Origin of the sequence: Mesorhizobium sp. B2-3-7 (assembly GCF_006442695.1) — a bacterium.
GTDB lineage: Bacteria > Pseudomonadota > Alphaproteobacteria > Rhizobiales > Rhizobiaceae > Mesorhizobium.
The window spans coordinates 21,758-37,951 of sequence record NZ_VFVV01000012.1; the positions used below are offsets into that span (position 1 = coordinate 21,758).

Genomic DNA, 16,194 nt, shown 5'->3' on the forward strand with positions numbered 1-16,194 from the left:
GACATCGTTTCGCCGCATAGGGCTGGCAGGGACTTCACAAACCCCGAAGAAGGATGAAGTTGGGCGGGACCGGGATAGAATTGGGATGTTTGCGATGAGGAAATACCTCTTTTCAGCAGGGTTGGCGCTGCTTGTGGCGGCGACATCCGTGTCGATGACCGTCATCACGCCGCCGGCTTTCGCCAGCGAGATCAAGTACGTCGTCAACGACATACCGATCACCAGCGGCGACATCGCGCATCGCGCCGCCTTCCTCAAGCTGCAGCGCAAGAAGGGCGACGCCGGCCAGGAAATGATCGATCAGACCTTGCGCATGGCCGAAGCCAGACGGCTTGGGATTCACATCAGCGACGCGCAGGTCGAGGCCGCGTACCAGCGCTTTGCCTCGAGCAACAAGATGCAGCTCAGCCAGCTCGACGGCGTCATGGAAAAGTCTGGAGTCAGCAAGGGCCATTTCAAGGAGTTCATCCGCGCCCAGATGGCCTGGAATCAGGCCTTGAGCGCGCGGTACCGTTCCGGCGAGGGCGGCAGCGTGACCGAGCAGGACGCCGTCAGGCGCATGCTCGACAAGGGCGGCTCCAAGCCGAGCGCCACTGAATACATGCTCCAGCAGGTCATCTTCGTCGTGCCGGCCGCCGAACGCAGCGCGACGCTGGGCAAGCGCAAGCGCGAAGCCGACGCCATGCGTGCCCGCTTCAACGGCTGCAACACGACGCGCCAGTTCGCCAAGGGCCTGATCGACGTCACGGTTCGCGATCTCGGCCGGGTGCTGGCGCCGCAACTGCCGCCGGACTGGGCCGAGCAGATCAAGGCCACCAAGGTTGGCGGCGCCACGCCTACCCGCCAAACGGAGCGCGGTGTCGAGTTCATCGGCATCTGTTCGTCGCGCGAGGTGTCCGACGACAAGGTCGCCCAGATGGTGTTCCAGAGCGAAGGCTCCAACGACAAGGCGGCCGACGATCTCAGCAAGAAATATGTCGACGAGCTGAAGGCAAAAGCCCGCATCGTCAAGCGCTGAGGTGGAAAGGGCGATGCGCGCGCTGGCGTTGAGCGTCGGCGATCCATCCGGCATTGGGCCGGAAATCGCGATTGCCGCGTTTCTGGCGCGTACAGCCGCAGCCCTTCCGCCCTTCTATCTCCTCGCCGATCCCGCGCTGATCGCCTCGCGGGCGCGCCGCCTCGGCGTTTCGCTGCCTATCGAGGAAACGACGCCAGCGCAGGCAACCGAGGTCTTTGGCCACGCACTGCCGGTCGTTACGCTGGCTGCCCGCTTCATCGACAGCCCCGGCCAGCCGGACCCGACCAATGCGGCGGGCATCATCGAAGCGATCGATCGGGCGGTGGCCGCCAGCCTCGCCGGCGACGCCGCGGCCGTCGTCACCTGCCCGATCGCCAAGAAGCCGCTCTACGACGCCGGCTTCCGCTTTCCCGGCCACACCGAATATCTGGCGTATCTGGCGGCGCGCCACAGCGGCGTGGAAGCGATGCCGGTGATGATGCTGGCAGGCCCCGACCTGCGCACCGTTCCCGTCACCATTCACATCGCGCTGGCCGAAGTGCCGAAGGCGCTGACCACAGACCTGATCCTCGCTACGACGCGGGTCACCGCCGCCGACCTCAGGGACCGCTTTGGCATCGCCAACCCACGGCTCGCCATCGCCGGCCTCAACCCGCATGCGGGCGAGGATGGCTCCATGGGCCTGGAGGACCAGCGCATCATCCGACCGGCAATCGAGATCCTGCGAGCCGAAGGCATCGACGCGTTCGGGCCGTTGCCCGCGGATACCTTGTTCCATGCCCGGGCCCGGGCCGGCTACGACGTGGCGCTGTGCATGTATCACGACCAGGCGCTGATACCGGCCAAGGCGCTGGCCTTCGACGAAGCGGTCAACGTCACGCTCGGCCTGCCCTTCATCCGCACGTCGCCCGACCACGGCACCGCCTTCGATATCGCCGGCAAGGGCATCGCCCGGCCCGACAGCCTGATGGCGGCGCTGCGGCTTGCACGGCAGCTGGCCGACACCGACGCCAAATTTGTCACGCAATGAGGCTCAACTCATGAGCATGGATGGGCTGCCGCCGCTGCGCGAGGTCATCGAGCGCCACGGTTTGCAGGCAAAGAAGGCACTGGGCCAGAATTTTCTGTTCGACCTCAACCTGACCGGCAAGATAGCGCGCGCCGCCGGCAGCCTGGCGGAGACGACCGTAATCGAGGTCGGCCCCGGCCCTGGCGGGTTGACAAGGGCCCTGCTTTTCAACGGCGCGCGCAAGGTCGTCGCCATCGAGCGCGACGAACGCTGCCTGGCGGCCCTCGCCGAGATATCGGCCCATTATCCCGGTCGGCTGGAGGTCGTTTCCGGCGACGCTCTGAAGATCGACTTCCCGACGCTTGCCGCGACCGCCGGTGACGGCGGGCCGATCAGGATCGTGGCCAACCTGCCCTACAATATCGGCACGGAACTGCTGGTCCGCTGGCTGACCGTCGCGGAGTGGCCTCCCTTCTATGCCTCGATGACCCTGATGTTCCAGCGCGAGGTGGCCCAGCGTATCGTCGCCGCGCCTGGCAGCGAGGCCTATGGCAGGCTCGGCGTGCTGGCGGGGTGGCGCACGCAGGCCAGGATAGCGTTCGACGTGCCGCCCCAGGCGTTCACACCGCCGCCCAAGGTGACCTCCTCCGTCGTGCATCTCGAGCCGCGCGCGACACCGCTATGCGCCGACGTGAAAAAACTCGGCCGCGTCACGGAAGCCGCCTTCGGCCAGCGCCGAAAGATGCTGCGGCAGAGCGTTAAGAGCCTCGGCGGCGAGGCCCTGCTCGAACGCGCCGGGATCGACCCGACCCGGCGCGCCGAGACGCTCGATGTCGAGGAGTTCGTGCGGCTGACCAATGCGGTGTAATGCCGCCGGCCGTGGAAGCGCAGCGCAATCCGATCCTTGTCGGGCGCATGCTTCGAACTACACGCCCAACACCGCCTTAACGCGCTCGTGCGTGTAGGGCAGGTCATAAATGCGTTTTCCCGCCGCATGGCGGAAGGCGTTGGCGATCGCGCCGGCGGTCGGGCCTTGCGCTGCTTCCGCGACGCCGAGATAGGGCGTGCCGGGATTGTCGACGACATGCACTTCCACGCTGTCGGGAACGGCGCTGAAGCGCAGGATCGGATAGGCCGACCAATCCGCGCTCAGGATGCGGGTGTCGTCGAAATGGACGGCCTCGTAGAGCGTCCAGCTCATTGACTGCAGGATTCCGCCTTCGGTCTGGTTGACGATCGAATCCGGCGCCACCGCTTCGCCGCAGTCGACTGCCGAGACCACATGCGAGATGGCGATGGCACCGCTGTCGCGATCGACCTCCGCTTCAAGCGCGACCGCGAGATAGGCGGCGTGGTTCTTGTACTTGGCGAAGGCGAACCCCCGGCCGCGGCCCTCCGGCATAGGATCATTGCTCCAGCCGAATTTTTGCGCCGCAACCTCGATCACCTTCCTGGCGCGCGGGTCCTTCATGTGCCTCAGCCGGTATTCCACGGGGTCGGCGCCGGCCGCGAGGGCCAGCTCGTCCATGAAGCTTTCGATCGAGAAGACGTTGCAGTAGGCGCCGAGACCGCGCAGGGACGAGACGCGCACCGGCATGTCGGCGACGAAATGCCAGTTCACCCGCTGGTTCGGCACATCGTATAGCGGGATGGCGTTGCGGTCGCCATTGCCGAGCGGCGAGATCTGCAGCTTGGCCGGATCGGGCGGGAAATGCTTCGCCACCAGCCGGCCGGCGATCAGCGAACCTGCCGTTCCCGGCCGCGTGCCGTGACTGTTGCTCCACAGATCATAGTGCCAGTTGACGATCTTGCCGCCGGCGTCGAGCGTTGCGCTGGCGCGCGTCAGCATGCCAGGGCCATAGGGCTCCCACAAATGCTCCTGATCGCGCATCCACTGCACGCGCACCGGCGTGCCGGGCAGCGCCTGCGCGATCAGCGCGGCGTCGGCCGCCGCGTCGTCGGCGCCATTGTGGCCGTAGCAGCCTGATCCCTCGGTGTGGATGCAGCGCACCTTTTCCGGTCCGACGCCGAGCATCTCGGCGATCGCCTTGCGGTCTGGATAAACGCCTTGAGTGTGCGTCCACACCGTGATGAGACCCTTGTCCGACAGGGCAACGGCAGCGGAGGGGCCGATCGACCCATGCATCTGGTAGGCGCGGGTGAACTGCGCCTGCAGCGTCTTTGCGCCGGCTGCCGTGTCCGCGCCGACCGAAGTCACGGTGCCGACCTCGGCGACCGAGCGTTCGAGGAAGGCGGGGATATTGTCCTGGTCCGGCAAGGCCGGCTGCTCCTGCCACTTCGCCTTGGCGGCCATGGCGCGCATGGCCTGGACCGCCTGGAATTCCTGCCTGGCCACCACGGCCAGGAAGTCGCCGTCGCGGATCACCGCCACCACGCCCGGCATCGTCTTGATGGCGGCCTCGTCGACGCTGACGAGCTTGGCCAAATAGCTTGGTGGGCGAACGACGCGGGCATGCACCATGCCGGGAAGCCGCATGTCCTGGACGTAGGCCTCGCCGCCCGTCACCTTTGCCGGAATATCGACGCGGGCGAACGGCTTGCCGATCGCGTGATAGCTGTCCGGCGATTTCAGCGCCGTGTCGGCCGATGCGTCCACATGCAGCAAATCCGCTACCACGAGTTCGCCATAGCCCACGGACTTCCCGTCCGGCCCGGCGATCCTGCCGCTTGCCGCCTTGAGCTGGTCGGCCGGAACACCGAGCTTCTCGCTGGCCTTGGCGACCAGGATCTGGCGCACCTGCGCCGAGGCGTAGCGTATGGCGGTGCCGCTGTTCTGGATCGTCTGGCTGCCGGCGGTATAGCCCTCGTTCGGCGTCAGCGCGGTATCGGCGGTGATGAGCTTGATGGCCGCCGGCTCGACCTCCAGTTCTTCGGCGGCGATCTGGCGCAGCGACGTCCTGGTGCCTTGGCCGAGCTCGGCCTTGCCGGTGAAGACGGTGATCGAACCGTCGGCATCCAACCTGATCCAGGCGTCGAGCGAGGGGGTATCGGCAAGGCTGCCCGGCAGTTTCTTGGCCGGGGCCGGCGTCGCGGGCGTCTGTGCCGAGGGCGCCGCCTCCTGAGCCTGCACGGGAATGGTGAAGGACACGACCAGCGCGCCGGTCCCGGCGAGAAAGCCGCGTCGTGTCAGGTCGGGAAAGGTCGGCGCGTTCATCATGCCCTCCCTGCGGCCGCGGCCGGCGCGAGGCCGGCCGATTTCGATTTCATCAGGTCGCGCGCGCGACTCACTGCCCGCAGGATGCGCATATGCGTGCCACAGCGGCAGAGGTTGGGCTCCAGCGCCTGCCTGATATCGGCCTCACCGGCATCGGGTTTGGCCTCGAGCAGCGCTTGCGCCCGCATCATCATGCCGGCGATGCAATAACCGCATTGCGCCGCCTGCTCCTCGATGAACGCTTTCTGCATCGGACCCGGGTTCTCGATCGTGCCCAAGCCCTCGACGGTCTTGACCTCGCGGCCCTCCACCAGCATCGCTGGCGTCAGGCAGGAGAAGACGGGCTTGCCGTCCACCATCACCGTGCAGGCGCCGCATTGGCCAAGGCCGCAGCCGAACTTGGCGCCGTTCAGCTTCAAATCGTTGCGCAGCACGTAAAGCAGCGGCGTCGCGGGATCGACGTCGACGTGGTGGGAGATGCCGTTGACGTTGAGATTGATCATCTGTCCTTCGCTCCTACATTGTCCGGGCCGCGCTCGATGCCGTCCGAGGGCCGGACGCTGACTTGGTATTTTCCGCTCCTGGTGTCGGCGATCCTGGCGGCCGCATCCTGCCAGGCCGGCTTGCCGGCAAAGGCATCCCGCAGATAGGCCAGCAGGTTATTCACCTGGTCGTCCTTCAGCGTCGCTGCGAATCCCGGCATGATGGCGCTCGGGCGCCCACTCGCCGCCGGCAGGCCAAACAGCACCGTGTTGATGACGTTCTGCGGATCTGGCGCGTTGACCGCGCTCGACAGATGGAAATTGATACCGCCGAAAGGCGGCGGACGGCTGCCGTCGTGGCAGGTGGCGCATGCCGCCTGGTAGATGACGGCTCCACGCGCCGCCGGCGTATCGGCGGATGTCGGCGCCACGCCGGCGGTCGACGCCGGGTCGGCCGCGGCGCGGCCGCGGATGGCCCGCGCGGCGGCCGTCCGTTCGGCGGATGGTTCGCCCATGAGCGACATGACGTAAGTGGCCATGGCGTCGATGTCGGCATCGGGAAGCCGGCCGAGATTGCCCGTCACTTCGCCCATCGGGCCATTGGCGACGCCGTGGTCGGCATGCCAGCCTTGCCTGAGATAGGCAAACAGGCTGTCATGCGTCCACGGTATCGGCGCCGGTGAAGTGCCCTCGAGCGCAAAGGCCGTCCAGCCTTCGGCCTCGCCGCCGGCCATGTGCGACCCCTTCTCTTCCGCGCCGAACCGATTGCGCGGCGTGTGGCAGGCGCCGCAATGACCGAGCCCATCGACCAGATAGGCGCCGCGGTTCCACTGCGTGCTTTGCGACGCATCGTTTTGATAGGCGCCCCTGTCGAAGAACAGCAGCTTCCAGCCGGCCAGCACCAGGCGCATATCGAGCGGGAAAGGCAACTCGTTCGGAGGCGGCGGGTTGTTCACCGGCTGGCGCGTCATCAGATAGGCGTAGAGCGCGCGGTTGTCCTCATCGGAGACACGCGTGAAATGATCGAATGGGAAGGCCGGGTAGAGATGCCTGCCCTCGCGGTCGACGCCTTCGCGCATGGCGCGGTTGAAGGCTGCCTGCGACCAACGGCCTATGCCGGTCTGCGGATCTGGCGTGATGTTGGTCGAATAGATGGTGCCGAACGGCGTCGGCACGGCGAGCCCGCCGGCATAGGACTTTTCACCGGGCCTGGTGTGGCAGGAGGTGCAATTGCCGACCGAGGCCAGCACAGCGCCTTTCTCGATCAACGCCGGGTCGAACGACGATCGTTGCGGCGGCTCGACAGGATCGATTGCCGGCTTCCAGGCATAGGCGAAAAATCCGGCGCCGCAGACAATGATGATGGCAAGAACGCCCAGCCAGAAGCGTTTCAAGATCTGCTCTCCCTCATGGCGGTACGCTGAAACGCTGCCGCCCCGGCCGTTACCGGCGCCGCGGACGCGTTCGTGCGGGAGAAACTAGGGGCGCTGCCCTCTTCGTCAATTGTCTGATTTATGGCGCCGAAAAGCGCATCTTGCAGGCGCGACCTGCCCGGGCACATCGTTTGGTGCTGCCGGCCTTCGGCTTGTCCGCCGGCCCATCTTCGTGGGCAAAGGAAAGGCTAGCTCGTCTTCTCGTCCAAAAGTCCCGAGACGAAGTCGAACAAGCCGGGCCGACGATCGCGCCGCAACCGCTCGGCGACAACGATGCCGCGCACTTCGGCGAAGGCGCGATCGAGATCATCGTTGACGATGACGAAATCATACTCCTTCCAGTGCTCGATCTCGTTGCGCGCGTTCTTCAGCCGCGTCTCGATCACCGCTTCCTGATCCTCGGCGCGGCGCTTCAGCCTTGCCTTCAACTCCTTCATCGACGGCGGCAGGATGAAGATCGAGACGATGTCGGCGCGCATCTTCTCCTTGAGCTGCTGGGCGCCTTGCCAATCGATGTCGAACAGCATGTCGCGCCCTTGAGCGAGCGCAAGTTCCGCCGGTTCGCGCGGTGTCGCGTAGCAATTGCCATGCACCTCCGCCCATTCGAGCAGGGCGTCCGAATCGCGCAGCCGCTCGAACTCGCGCATGGTGCGGAAATGATAGTGAACGCCTTCGATCTCCGAGCCGCGGCGCGGCCTGGTGGTGACGGAGACCGACAGTTCGAGGCTGGAATCGCTCTCCAGAAGGTTGCGCGCAATTGTCGACTTGCCGGCGCCCGACGGCGACGACAGCACGAGCATCAGGCCCCGGCGGCGAATGCGGGACCCTAAATCCCTGGCGACCATCGGCTACTCCAGATTCTGGACCTGTTCACGGAACTGATCGACCACGGCCTTCAGTTCCAGTCCAATGGCGGTGACCGCGGCAGCGTTCGACTTTGAGCACAGCGTATTCGATTCGCGGTTAAATTCCTGTGCCAGAAAATCGAGCTTGCGTCCGATGGCGCCGCCGCCGGAAAGCAATGCACGACCGGACGTCACATGCGTCTTCAAGCGGTCGATCTCCTCGCGAATATCGGCCTTGGTGGCGAGGAAGGCGGCTTCCTGGTGCAAGCGGCCGACATCGAGGTTGGCCGAAGCATCCATCAAGAGCCGCACCTGTTCGGCGAGGCGCTCGCGGATGGCCGCCGGTTCGCGCGACGGATCCGCTTCAGCGCCCAGCGTCAGCGCCTCGATGGCGTCGATGTGGCCCAGCAGAAGCGTGCGAAGTGCCGCGCCCTCACCCTGGCGGGACCGCTCCAGCCCCTCCAGCGCCACCTCGAGTGCCGCCATGACGGCGTTGTCGAGCGCCGTGCGCACATCCTCGGTTTCGGTGGTCTCGGGAATATCGAGCACGCCGCGCAGCGACAACAATCCGTCGGCGGTCGCAGGAGCAACACCAAATTGTTCCGCGATCCGCTTGGCGAGCCCGGCCAGGTCCTTGAGGAAGGCCTCGTTGACAACGGGCTGGGACTGCATTCCGGCGGCGCGCGTGATGGTCAGCGTCGCCTGAAAATTGCCGCGCGCGAAACGTTTCTGAAGCGTCTGCCTGATGGCCGGCTCCAGCCGCTCGAAGCCCTGCGGCAGCCGCAGCCGCACCTCGACGCTCTTGCCGTTGACGGATTTGACCTCCCAGGCAATCGAGGTGCCGTCATGCTCGGCGACAGCACGCGCAAACCCGGTCATGCTCTGCAAATTCATGGTGCCTGCATACCCCCTGGCGCGTATTACGGATACTGCTTGATCCGGCCTCGCGCACCTTCAGAAAGCCGAAATGCCCGCCTGCCAATCGGCTTACGAGGCGCCCCGATAAATCCAAACGCTCCTGTCTTCAACCGATAGCGTGGACGAGCTGGAAAAACCGTGCGCCGCTACTGGGCCGCCCCCGCGTCGCCGTCAATGGGCGCGTCGGTCTGCCCCTCCACCTTGGCATCAGCCTTGGCCGCGTCGTCGACTTGCTTCTTCTGCTGGGCTCGATAGCGCGCAACGTTCTCATTGTGCTCGTTAAGCGTGGCGGCGAAGACGTGTCCGCCAGTGCCGTCGGCAACGAAATAGAGGTCGTCGGTCTTTGATGGATTGGCTACCGCCTCCAGCGCCGCGCGGCCGGGATTGGCGATAGGGGTCGGCGGCAGGCCGTTGATCACATAGGTGTTGTAGGGCGTCGGCTTCTGGATGTCCGACTGATAGATCGGCCGGTCGGCGGGTTTGCCCTTGCCGCCGAACAGACCGTAGATGATGGTCGGATCGGATTGCAGGCGCATGCCCTTGGCCAGCCGGTTCAGGAAGACCGCGGCGACGCGCGAGCGCTCATCGCCCTTGCCTGTTTCCTTCTCGACTATCGAGGCCAGCGTGACGAACTCGTCAATGCTGGCGAGCGGCAGGTCGGCGGCGCGCCGCTGCCAGACCTCCTCCACCAGCTTCTTCTGGTCGGCCAGCAGCTTGTCGATCATCTGCTGGCGCGTGGCGCCGCGCGTGAAGCGCAGCGTATCGGTGGCGAGACTGCCCTCTGGAGGCACGGTGGCCGGCATGTCGCCGCTCAAGGCGGGCTCGCCTGCGATGCGCGCCAGCGCCTGCTCGACTGTCAGCCCTTCGGGAATGGTCAGCGAGTACATGACCGACTTGCCGCTCTTCAGCAATTCCATGATGTCGCGCATGGACGCCCGGGGCTTGATCTCGTATTCGCCGGCCTTCAGCGCCGAATCATTGCCGAAGGCCCTAACGCCAAGACGGAATATGCGGGCGTCGCTGATCAGGCCGCGCCGCTCGAGCTGGTCGGCGATATCCTGGACGCCGGTGTTCGGCTTGACCAGGAAGGTGTCGCCATTGGCCGATGGGCCGGGCTCGGTGAATTCCTGCTTGCCGAAGTAAAGCGCGATACCCGCCGCCAGAACCATCAGCATCACCAAGGAGATGACGAAGTTCATGAACACGACGACCTGACTGCGCGAAGCACGCGAGCGCTTCGGCGGCGGCGTGCCGGCCTCCGGCCGCAAGGCTTCGGCGGCTGTCTTCGGTACGATCGGCCCCGATGTCGCCTGCCCTTGCCCGAACTCTCCGTTGCCGGCCGGATTTGTGTTCATTTCGCCCTACCGTTTGATCTCTCAACGAATCCCCTGCGGCAGAGTAGGGGCGAATATGGCAAAATTGACGACACGCCGAAGCGCCGTCCGGCAGGCGGACGGTCAGCCATTGTAGCGCTGGAAGACCAGTGAAGCGTTGGTGCCGCCGAAGCCGAAGGAATTGGACAACGCCACGTCGATCTGGCGGGCACGCGGCTTGTTCGGCACCAGGTCGATCGCGGTCTCACGCTCCGGATTGTCAAGGTTGATGGTCGCCGGCGCGATGTTGTCGCGGATGGCGAGGATCGAAAAGATCGCTTCGGCAGCCCCTGCCGCGCCGAGGAGATGGCCGATCGACGACTTGGTCGACGACATCGAAATCTTCGATGCGGCATTGCCGACCAGCCGCTCGACAGCGCCGAGCTCGATCGTGTCGGCCATGGTCGAAGTGCCGTGCGCGTTGATGTAATCGACATCGGCGGGCGTCAGCTTTGCCCGGTTCAACGCCGCCGTCATGCAACGGAATGCGCCGTCGCCATCTTCAGCCGGTGCGGTGATGTGATAGGCGTCGCCGGTCAGGCCGTAGCCGGTCACTTCCGCATAGATCTTCGCGCCGCGCGCCTTGGCATGCTCGAGTTCCTCAAGCACGACGACGCCGGCGCCCTCGCCCATGACGAAGCCGTCGCGATCGCGGTCATAGGGCCGCGAAGCCGTTTGCGGCGCGTCGTTGCGCTCGGTCGACAGCGCACGGCAGGCAGCGAAGCCAGCGATCGACAGTCGCGTCACCGGCGCTTCCGCGCCGCCGGCGACCATGACGTCGGCATCGCCCCAGATGATCAGCCGGGCAGCATCGCCAATCGCATGCGCGCCGGTCGAGCAAGCGGTGACGACGGCATGGTTGGGACCTTTCAGCCCATGCCGGATCGAAACCTGGCCGGAGACGAGATTGATGATCTGGCCGGGGATGAAGAAGGGGCTGATGCGGCGCGGGCCGCGCTCCTTCAGGATCATCGCGTTCTCGGCGATGCCTTCGATGCCGCCAATGCCCGAACCGATCAGAACGCCGGTGGCGCACTGCTCGGCATGGGTCTTCGGCTGCCAGCCGGAATCCTTCAGCGCCTCGTCGGCGGCTGCGATCCCGTACAGGATGAAGTCGCCGATCTTGCGCAGTTCCTTCGGCTCGAGCACCGCCTCGGGATTGAAGGTGGCGTTGCTGCCGTCACCACGCGGAACGACATGGGCGATCTTGCAGGCAAGATCCTCCACCTCGAACTCGGTGATGCGCTTGGCGGCGCTGCGGCCGATCAGAAGTTCCTTCCAGCTGTGCTCGAAGCCCATGCCGAACGGCGACAGCAACCCAAGGCCCGTGACGACGACACGCCTCATCGCAGGTCCTCCCCGGTGATGACTGCGGAAAGCGTCAGGCCGAAGCCTTGTCGATGTACTTCACGGCATCGCCCACCGTCAGGATGGTTTCAGCCGCGTCATCGGGGATCTCGACGCCGAATTCTTCTTCAAACGCCATGACGAGTTCGACCGTGTCGAGACTGTCGGCGCCCAGATCGTCGATGAAGCTCGCCTGCTCCGTCACCTTGTCGGCATCGACGCCCAGGTGCTCGATGACAATCTTCTTGACGCGCTCTGCGGTGTCACTCATTTGGGGCATCCTCGTCTTTTGGTTGTCTGTCTTCGTTAGCGGGCGGAATGCCGCTAATCAAGCTGAAAGATGGTCCCGCCGGAAACGCAATGGCCGCAGACCGGTTTTTGCCCGAACCGCCGGGTTGCGGGCCGCATTACACGAAAAATCGTGGGCGTCCAAGCCGAAATGGTCGCTTTTCACAGCCCGCCCAGGCGTTGCCTGTCGCCGTCTCAAAGCCACCGCGAATGCCCGGGCCCGGCCCGAAATGCATGCTTTGGCCGACCCGATCAGATCATCGCCATGCCGCCGTTCACATGGATGGTTTGGCCGGTGACGTAGCCGGCCTCGTTGGAGGCAAGATAAGCGACGGCGGACGCCACTTCGGCGCTGGTGCCCATGCGGCGCGTCGGGATAGCGGCCATGATCGCCTCCTTCTGCTTGTCGTTGAGCTTGTCGGTCATCGCCGATTCGATGAAGCCCGGGGCGACACAGTTGACGGTTATGCTGCGGGTGGCGATCTCCTGCGCCAGCGATTTGGAAAAGCCGATCATGCCGGCCTTGGAGGCGCAGTAGTTGGTCTGGCCGGGATTGCCGGTGACGCCGACCACCGAGGTAATGTTGATGATGCGGCCGTGGCGACGGCGCATCATCGGATGGGTCAGCTCACGCGTCAGCCTGAACACGGCCGTCAGATTGACTTCGAGCACGCTGTCCCAGTCGGCGTCCGACATCCGCACGAACAGCCCGTCCTTGGTGATGCCGGCATTGTTGACCAGGATGTCGACGCCCTCGAGATCGGCCTCCGCTTTCTGGCCGAGCGCCTTGACCTCATCGCGGTTCGACAGGTCGGCCGGAAACAGCTTCACCCGGTCGCCCAGGTCGGCGGCCAGCGCCTCCAGTCTCTCGACGCGCGTGCCGTGCAGGCCGACGATGGCGCCTTGCGCATGCAGCACCCTGGCGATCGCCTCGCCGATGCCTCCCGACGCGCCGGTGACAAGTGCCTTGCGGCCGGTCAGTTCGAACATGTGTTTTCCTCTTTGGTTTCGGAAGCTCAGCGAGCAACCTTATCTGTATACGTCTCGCGGGTATCCGATTGCCATCACCAACGGAATATCTTCAGCGATACAAGCCGCGCCATCAAATTCACACGCGGCGCCTCACCCGAGCGCCGCCAGTGCGGTTTCGACCTCGGCCGCGGAACCGACCGATGCCGTGGCGATTTCGCGGTTGATGCGCCGGGCCAGCCCTGAAAGCACTTTTCCCGCGCCGACTTCATAGAGCGTGGTGACGCCGTTCGCGCCGAACCACTCCACCGTCTCGCGCCAGCGCACGCGGCCGATCACCTGTTCGAACAGACGGCGCGCAATGATTTCGGGATCGCTGGTCGGAGTGACCGTGACATTGGAGACGAGCGGCACGACAGGCGCGTTCTTGGTTACCCCGGCCAGCGCCTCGCGCATGATCTCGGCGGCGGGCGCCATCAGCGCCGAATGGAAGGGCGCGGAGACCTGCAGCATCAGCGCTCGCTTGGCGCCTTTTTCCGTGCACAGTTTGGCAGCCAGTTCGACCGCTGCCTTGGCGCCGGAAATCACCAGCTGGCCACCGCCATTGTCGTTGGCGATCTGGCAGACCGATCCTTTGGCAGCCTCGGCGCAGGCGGCTTCGACATCGGCCTGCTCCAGTCCGATGATCGCCGCCATGGCGCCTTCGCCGGCGGGCACCGCCGCTTGCATGGCATTGCCGCGGATGCGCAGCAGCCTGGCGGCATCGGCAACCGAGACGAAGCCGGCGGCGGCAAGCGCCGAATATTCGCCCAGCGAATGGCCGGCGACGTAGGTAATCTTGTCCTTCAGCGAGAAGCCGCCCGCTTCCAAGGCCCTGATCGCGGCCAGCGATACGGCCATCAGCGCCGGCTGCGCGTTGGCGGTGAGCGTCAGCGTCTCTTCCGGCCCTTCCCAGATCAGCTTCGACAGGTTTTCGCCGAGCGCGTCGTCGACTTCGCTAAAAACCCTACGCGCCTCGGGGAAGGCATCGGCGAGGTCCTTGCCCATGCCGACAGCCTGGCTGCCTTGTCCCGGAAAGGTGAATGCAACGGCCATGTGTGGGCTCCCAAAGCTCGGTTCTGCTTGCCTGATACACGAATTTTCCTGCCTCTGACGCAACGCGGCCTGCCAAGTCAAGCCCGGTTCGACCCGGCCCCTTGGCAGCTTTGCCGGCCGAGTGCCTGTTCCAAAAGGCTTTTTGGCGATCACTCCTGATGAAAACCGCTCACGAATCGTTTGCTGGCTCTTCTTATTTCCGCCACAGGCGCTAGCTTTGCGTGACAATTCCATGACAATCGAGTGACGGGTCTGTCGCTGGGTGGGGAAGTTAAAGTGGCTAGGATTTCGAAAGGCGCAGGCAAAGCCGCGCCACAGTTTCTGGAAGACGATCCTTCCACCGGCTACCTGCCGGGACGGAAGTGGCCGACCATACGCTATGGGCTGACCAGCCTGCTGATCGCGGCCGTCCTGGTGTTCGCCATCGAATTGATCGTGCGCGGCGACTTCGCCGGCACGGTTTCCTTCTTCCTGCAGCCGCTCAAGCCGGGCTGGACCACGATCGTGGTGTTCGCACTGGTTCTGGTCGGCCTCGATGCCGTTTTCGGCCGCAGCTATCAAAGCCTGATGATCGTCGCGCCGCTGACGCTCTCGCTGGCTTTCATCGGTCATCAGAAATCGCATTATCTCGGCGATCCCCTCTACCCGACCGATTTCCTCTACTCCCGCCAGATCGTGGCGCTGCTGCCGCTTCTGGTGCGTGACCGCCCGATGACTGCGCTTGCCATGGTTGTCGGCATCGTCGCCGGCCTGTCGCTGCTCATCTATGGCTGGCGGGTCTGGCGTCGAAAGGTGCCGATACTCAGCCGCAAGGGCCGTCTCGCCCGGCTGACGCTGGCGGTGCCGCTGCTCGCCTTCTTCGTCTCGATCATGGACTATGCCACCTTCTCGTGGACCCGGGACCGGCTGCAGATCATCCCGATCATGTGGGACCAGAAGGAAAATTACGCCTCCAACGGCTTTGCGCTCGCCTTCGCGCTGAACGTGCCGATGGCGCATGTCTCGGCGCCGCCAGGCTATTCGGAAAAGGCGATCGCGGCCATCGACAGGCCGCAGGTGACCGCCTCGGTGCCCCAGGAAAAGCCCGACATCATCGTCGTCATGAGCGAATCCTTCTGGGATCCGACCAAGCTGCCCGGGGTCACCATCACGCCCGATCCGATCCCCAATGTGCGGGCGCTGCGTTCGGGCTCCATGTTCTCACCCGAATTCGGCGGCATGACCGCCAATATCGAGTTCGAAGCACTGACCGGCTTCTCCAACGCCTTCCTGCCGGCCGGCAGCATCCCCTACCAGCAATATGTGCGCACGCCGACGCCGTCGCTGGCGACCTTCCTGAAGAGGGAGGGCTACAGGGCGCGCGCCATCCATCCGGGCACCAACTGGTTCTGGAACCGCGGCGCGGTCTATGCCGATTTCGGCTTCGACGACTTCAGATCGGAAGAGACGTTGCCGCCGATGCAAAAGCGCGGGCCGCTGGCATCCGACGCGGCGATGACGGACGAGATCATCAGCGAGGCCGATGCCAGCGATGCCCCGGTGTTCTTCTTTGCCGTCAGCCTGCAGAACCACGGCCCTTACGAGCCGAACCGCTACTACAACCCGACCCACACCGTGCAGGCGCCGATCAGCCAATGGGCGCGTGAATCGCTGCTGAGTTACACCGAGGGCTCGGCCGACGCGGACCGCGGTCTCGAACGCCTGATCGAATGGGCAAAGAAACGCTCTCGCCCCACCGTCATCGCCTTCTTCGGCGACCATCTGCCGCCGCTTGGGCCGGTCTATGTAGAGACCGGGTTCATGAAGGACAATGTCGCGCCGCGCAAGGAGGCTTCCGCCGAGGCGGCGCTGGAGCATCATCAGACGCCACTGGTCATCTGGTCGAACCGCACAGGCCCTGCCAAGGACATGGGCGCCGTCAGCCCCGCCTTCCTGCCCTATCACATCCTGAAAACGGCCGGCATCACCCACCCCTACTATACCGGCTTCCTGGGCGAGATGCGCGAACGCTACCGCGTGGTCGACCGCAATCTGCTGCTGACGCCGGCGGGAGAAGCCACGCCCGATTGGGCGCGGCAAAAGCAGATCGACCCGGCGATCCGCGACTTCCGGCTGCTGCAATACGACATGATGTTCGGCAAACGCCACGCGGCGCCCGACTTCTTCCCCGAAACGGTGGACAAGGTCGTCGCCCATATGAGCTGAAATTCGCGGCATCCTTCCAGGATGCCGCCCAGCGGGG

General features: G+C 65.0%; 14 protein-coding genes. 4 read left to right on the forward strand and 10 right to left on the reverse strand.

Annotated elements, in window-relative coordinates:
* Positions 1-85: 85 nt before the first annotated feature.
* Genes FJ940_RS22055 through rsmA form a run of 3 tightly spaced genes read left to right on the forward strand, consistent with a single transcriptional unit; the run spans position 86 to position 2,895 of the window.
* On the forward strand, positions 86-1,018 hold the full coding sequence (locus FJ940_RS22055) for a peptidylprolyl isomerase (RefSeq protein ID WP_181167198.1): 933 nt from the start codon (positions 86-88) through the stop codon (positions 1,016-1,018).
* A 13-nt stretch (positions 1,019-1,031) separates the two neighbouring features.
* On the forward strand, positions 1,032-2,048 hold the full coding sequence (gene pdxA / locus FJ940_RS22060) for a 4-hydroxythreonine-4-phosphate dehydrogenase PdxA (protein WP_181171803.1): 1,017 nt from the start codon (positions 1,032-1,034) through the stop codon (positions 2,046-2,048).
* A 10-nt stretch (positions 2,049-2,058) separates the two neighbouring features.
* Positions 2,059-2,895, forward strand: coding sequence for a 16S rRNA (adenine(1518)-N(6)/adenine(1519)-N(6))-dimethyltransferase RsmA (gene rsmA / locus FJ940_RS22065; protein WP_140657919.1), 837 nt, complete (start codon positions 2,059-2,061; stop codon positions 2,893-2,895).
* A gap of 57 nt (positions 2,896-2,952) precedes the next feature.
* Here rsmA and FJ940_RS22070 read toward each other — a convergent pair whose 3' ends face one another.
* From FJ940_RS22070 to fabD, 10 genes are all read right to left on the reverse strand, one after another.
* Positions 2,953-5,202 (reverse strand): molybdopterin cofactor-binding domain-containing protein, encoded by a 2,250-nt coding sequence (locus FJ940_RS22070; protein ID WP_140657921.1) that lies wholly within the window; start codon positions 5,200-5,202, stop codon positions 2,953-2,955.
* Positions 5,202-5,705 (reverse strand): (2Fe-2S)-binding protein, encoded by a 504-nt coding sequence (locus tag FJ940_RS22075; protein WP_140555748.1) that lies wholly within the window; start codon positions 5,703-5,705, stop codon positions 5,202-5,204. The genes FJ940_RS22070 and FJ940_RS22075 overlap by 1 nt, the downstream gene beginning before the upstream one ends.
* A complete protein-coding gene (locus FJ940_RS22080) occupies positions 5,702-7,078 on the reverse strand; it encodes a c-type cytochrome (protein WP_140555750.1) in 1,377 nt (458 codons plus the stop codon). The genes FJ940_RS22075 and FJ940_RS22080 overlap by 4 nt, the downstream gene beginning before the upstream one ends.
* Positions 7,079-7,305: 227 nt before the next feature.
* Positions 7,306-7,962, reverse strand: a complete 657-nt coding sequence (gene gmk / locus FJ940_RS22085) for a guanylate kinase (protein ID WP_140494448.1) — start codon at positions 7,960-7,962, stop codon at positions 7,306-7,308.
* Positions 7,963-7,965: 3 nt separating this feature from the next.
* Complete coding sequence (locus FJ940_RS22090; protein ID WP_140657923.1) at positions 7,966-8,856, reverse strand: YicC/YloC family endoribonuclease; 891 nt, start codon at positions 8,854-8,856, stop codon at positions 7,966-7,968.
* A gap of 170 nt (positions 8,857-9,026) precedes the next feature.
* On the reverse strand, positions 9,027-10,235 hold the full coding sequence (gene mltG, locus FJ940_RS22095; protein ID WP_140494453.1) for an endolytic transglycosylase MltG: 1,209 nt from the start codon (positions 10,233-10,235) through the stop codon (positions 9,027-9,029).
* A gap of 102 nt (positions 10,236-10,337) precedes the next feature.
* Positions 10,338-11,600 (reverse strand): beta-ketoacyl-ACP synthase II, encoded by a 1,263-nt coding sequence (fabF, locus tag FJ940_RS22100; protein ID WP_140657925.1) that lies wholly within the window; start codon positions 11,598-11,600, stop codon positions 10,338-10,340.
* A 34-nt stretch (positions 11,601-11,634) separates the two neighbouring features.
* Positions 11,635-11,871, reverse strand: coding sequence for an acyl carrier protein (locus tag FJ940_RS22105; protein ID WP_006203723.1), 237 nt, complete (start codon positions 11,869-11,871; stop codon positions 11,635-11,637).
* Between the two features lie 269 nt (positions 11,872-12,140).
* Positions 12,141-12,878, reverse strand: coding sequence for a 3-oxoacyl-[acyl-carrier-protein] reductase (fabG, locus tag FJ940_RS22110; RefSeq protein WP_140494457.1), 738 nt, complete (start codon positions 12,876-12,878; stop codon positions 12,141-12,143).
* Between the two features lie 132 nt (positions 12,879-13,010).
* Positions 13,011-13,952 (reverse strand): ACP S-malonyltransferase, encoded by a 942-nt coding sequence (gene fabD / locus FJ940_RS22115; RefSeq protein ID WP_140520652.1) that lies wholly within the window; start codon positions 13,950-13,952, stop codon positions 13,011-13,013.
* Between the two features lie 276 nt (positions 13,953-14,228).
* Here fabD and FJ940_RS22120 point away from each other — a divergent pair, with 276 nt between their 5' ends.
* Positions 14,229-16,157 (forward strand): LTA synthase family protein, encoded by a 1,929-nt coding sequence (locus FJ940_RS22120; RefSeq protein ID WP_224617543.1) that lies wholly within the window; start codon positions 14,229-14,231, stop codon positions 16,155-16,157.
* Positions 16,158-16,194: the final 37 nt, after the last annotated feature.

Bases quoted from the DNA above. Each gene is read 5' to 3' on its own strand.
- rsmA (WP_140657919.1), top strand. From the start codon at position 2,059: ATGAGCATGGATGGGCTGCCGCCGCTGCGCGAGGTCATCGAGCGCCAC.
- gmk (WP_140494448.1), bottom strand. From the start codon at position 7,962: ATGGTCGCCAGGGATTTAGGGTCCCGCATTCGCCGCCGGGGCCTGATG.
- FJ940_RS22105 (WP_006203723.1), bottom strand. From the start codon at position 11,871: ATGAGTGACACCGCAGAGCGCGTCAAGAAGATTGTCATCGAGCACCTG.
- fabG (WP_140494457.1), bottom strand. From the start codon at position 12,878: ATGTTCGAACTGACCGGCCGCAAGGCACTTGTCACCGGCGCGTCGGGA.
- FJ940_RS22075 (WP_140555748.1), bottom strand. From the start codon at position 5,705: ATGATCAATCTCAACGTCAACGGCATCTCCCACCACGTCGACGTCGAT.
- FJ940_RS22055 (WP_181167198.1), top strand. From the start codon at position 86: ATGTTTGCGATGAGGAAATACCTCTTTTCAGCAGGGTTGGCGCTGCTT.
- fabF (WP_140657925.1), bottom strand. From the start codon at position 11,600: ATGAGGCGTGTCGTCGTCACGGGCCTTGGGTTGCTGTCGCCGTTCGGC.
- pdxA (WP_181171803.1), top strand. From the start codon at position 1,032: ATGCGCGCGCTGGCGTTGAGCGTCGGCGATCCATCCGGCATTGGGCCG.
- FJ940_RS22090 (WP_140657923.1), bottom strand. From the start codon at position 8,856: ATGAATTTGCAGAGCATGACCGGGTTTGCGCGTGCTGTCGCCGAGCAT.
- FJ940_RS22070 (WP_140657921.1), bottom strand. From the start codon at position 5,202: ATGAACGCGCCGACCTTTCCCGACCTGACACGACGCGGCTTTCTCGCC.
- fabD (WP_140520652.1), bottom strand. From the start codon at position 13,952: ATGGCCGTTGCATTCACCTTTCCGGGACAAGGCAGCCAGGCTGTCGGC.
- mltG (WP_140494453.1), bottom strand. From the start codon at position 10,235: ATGAACACAAATCCGGCCGGCAACGGAGAGTTCGGGCAAGGGCAGGCG.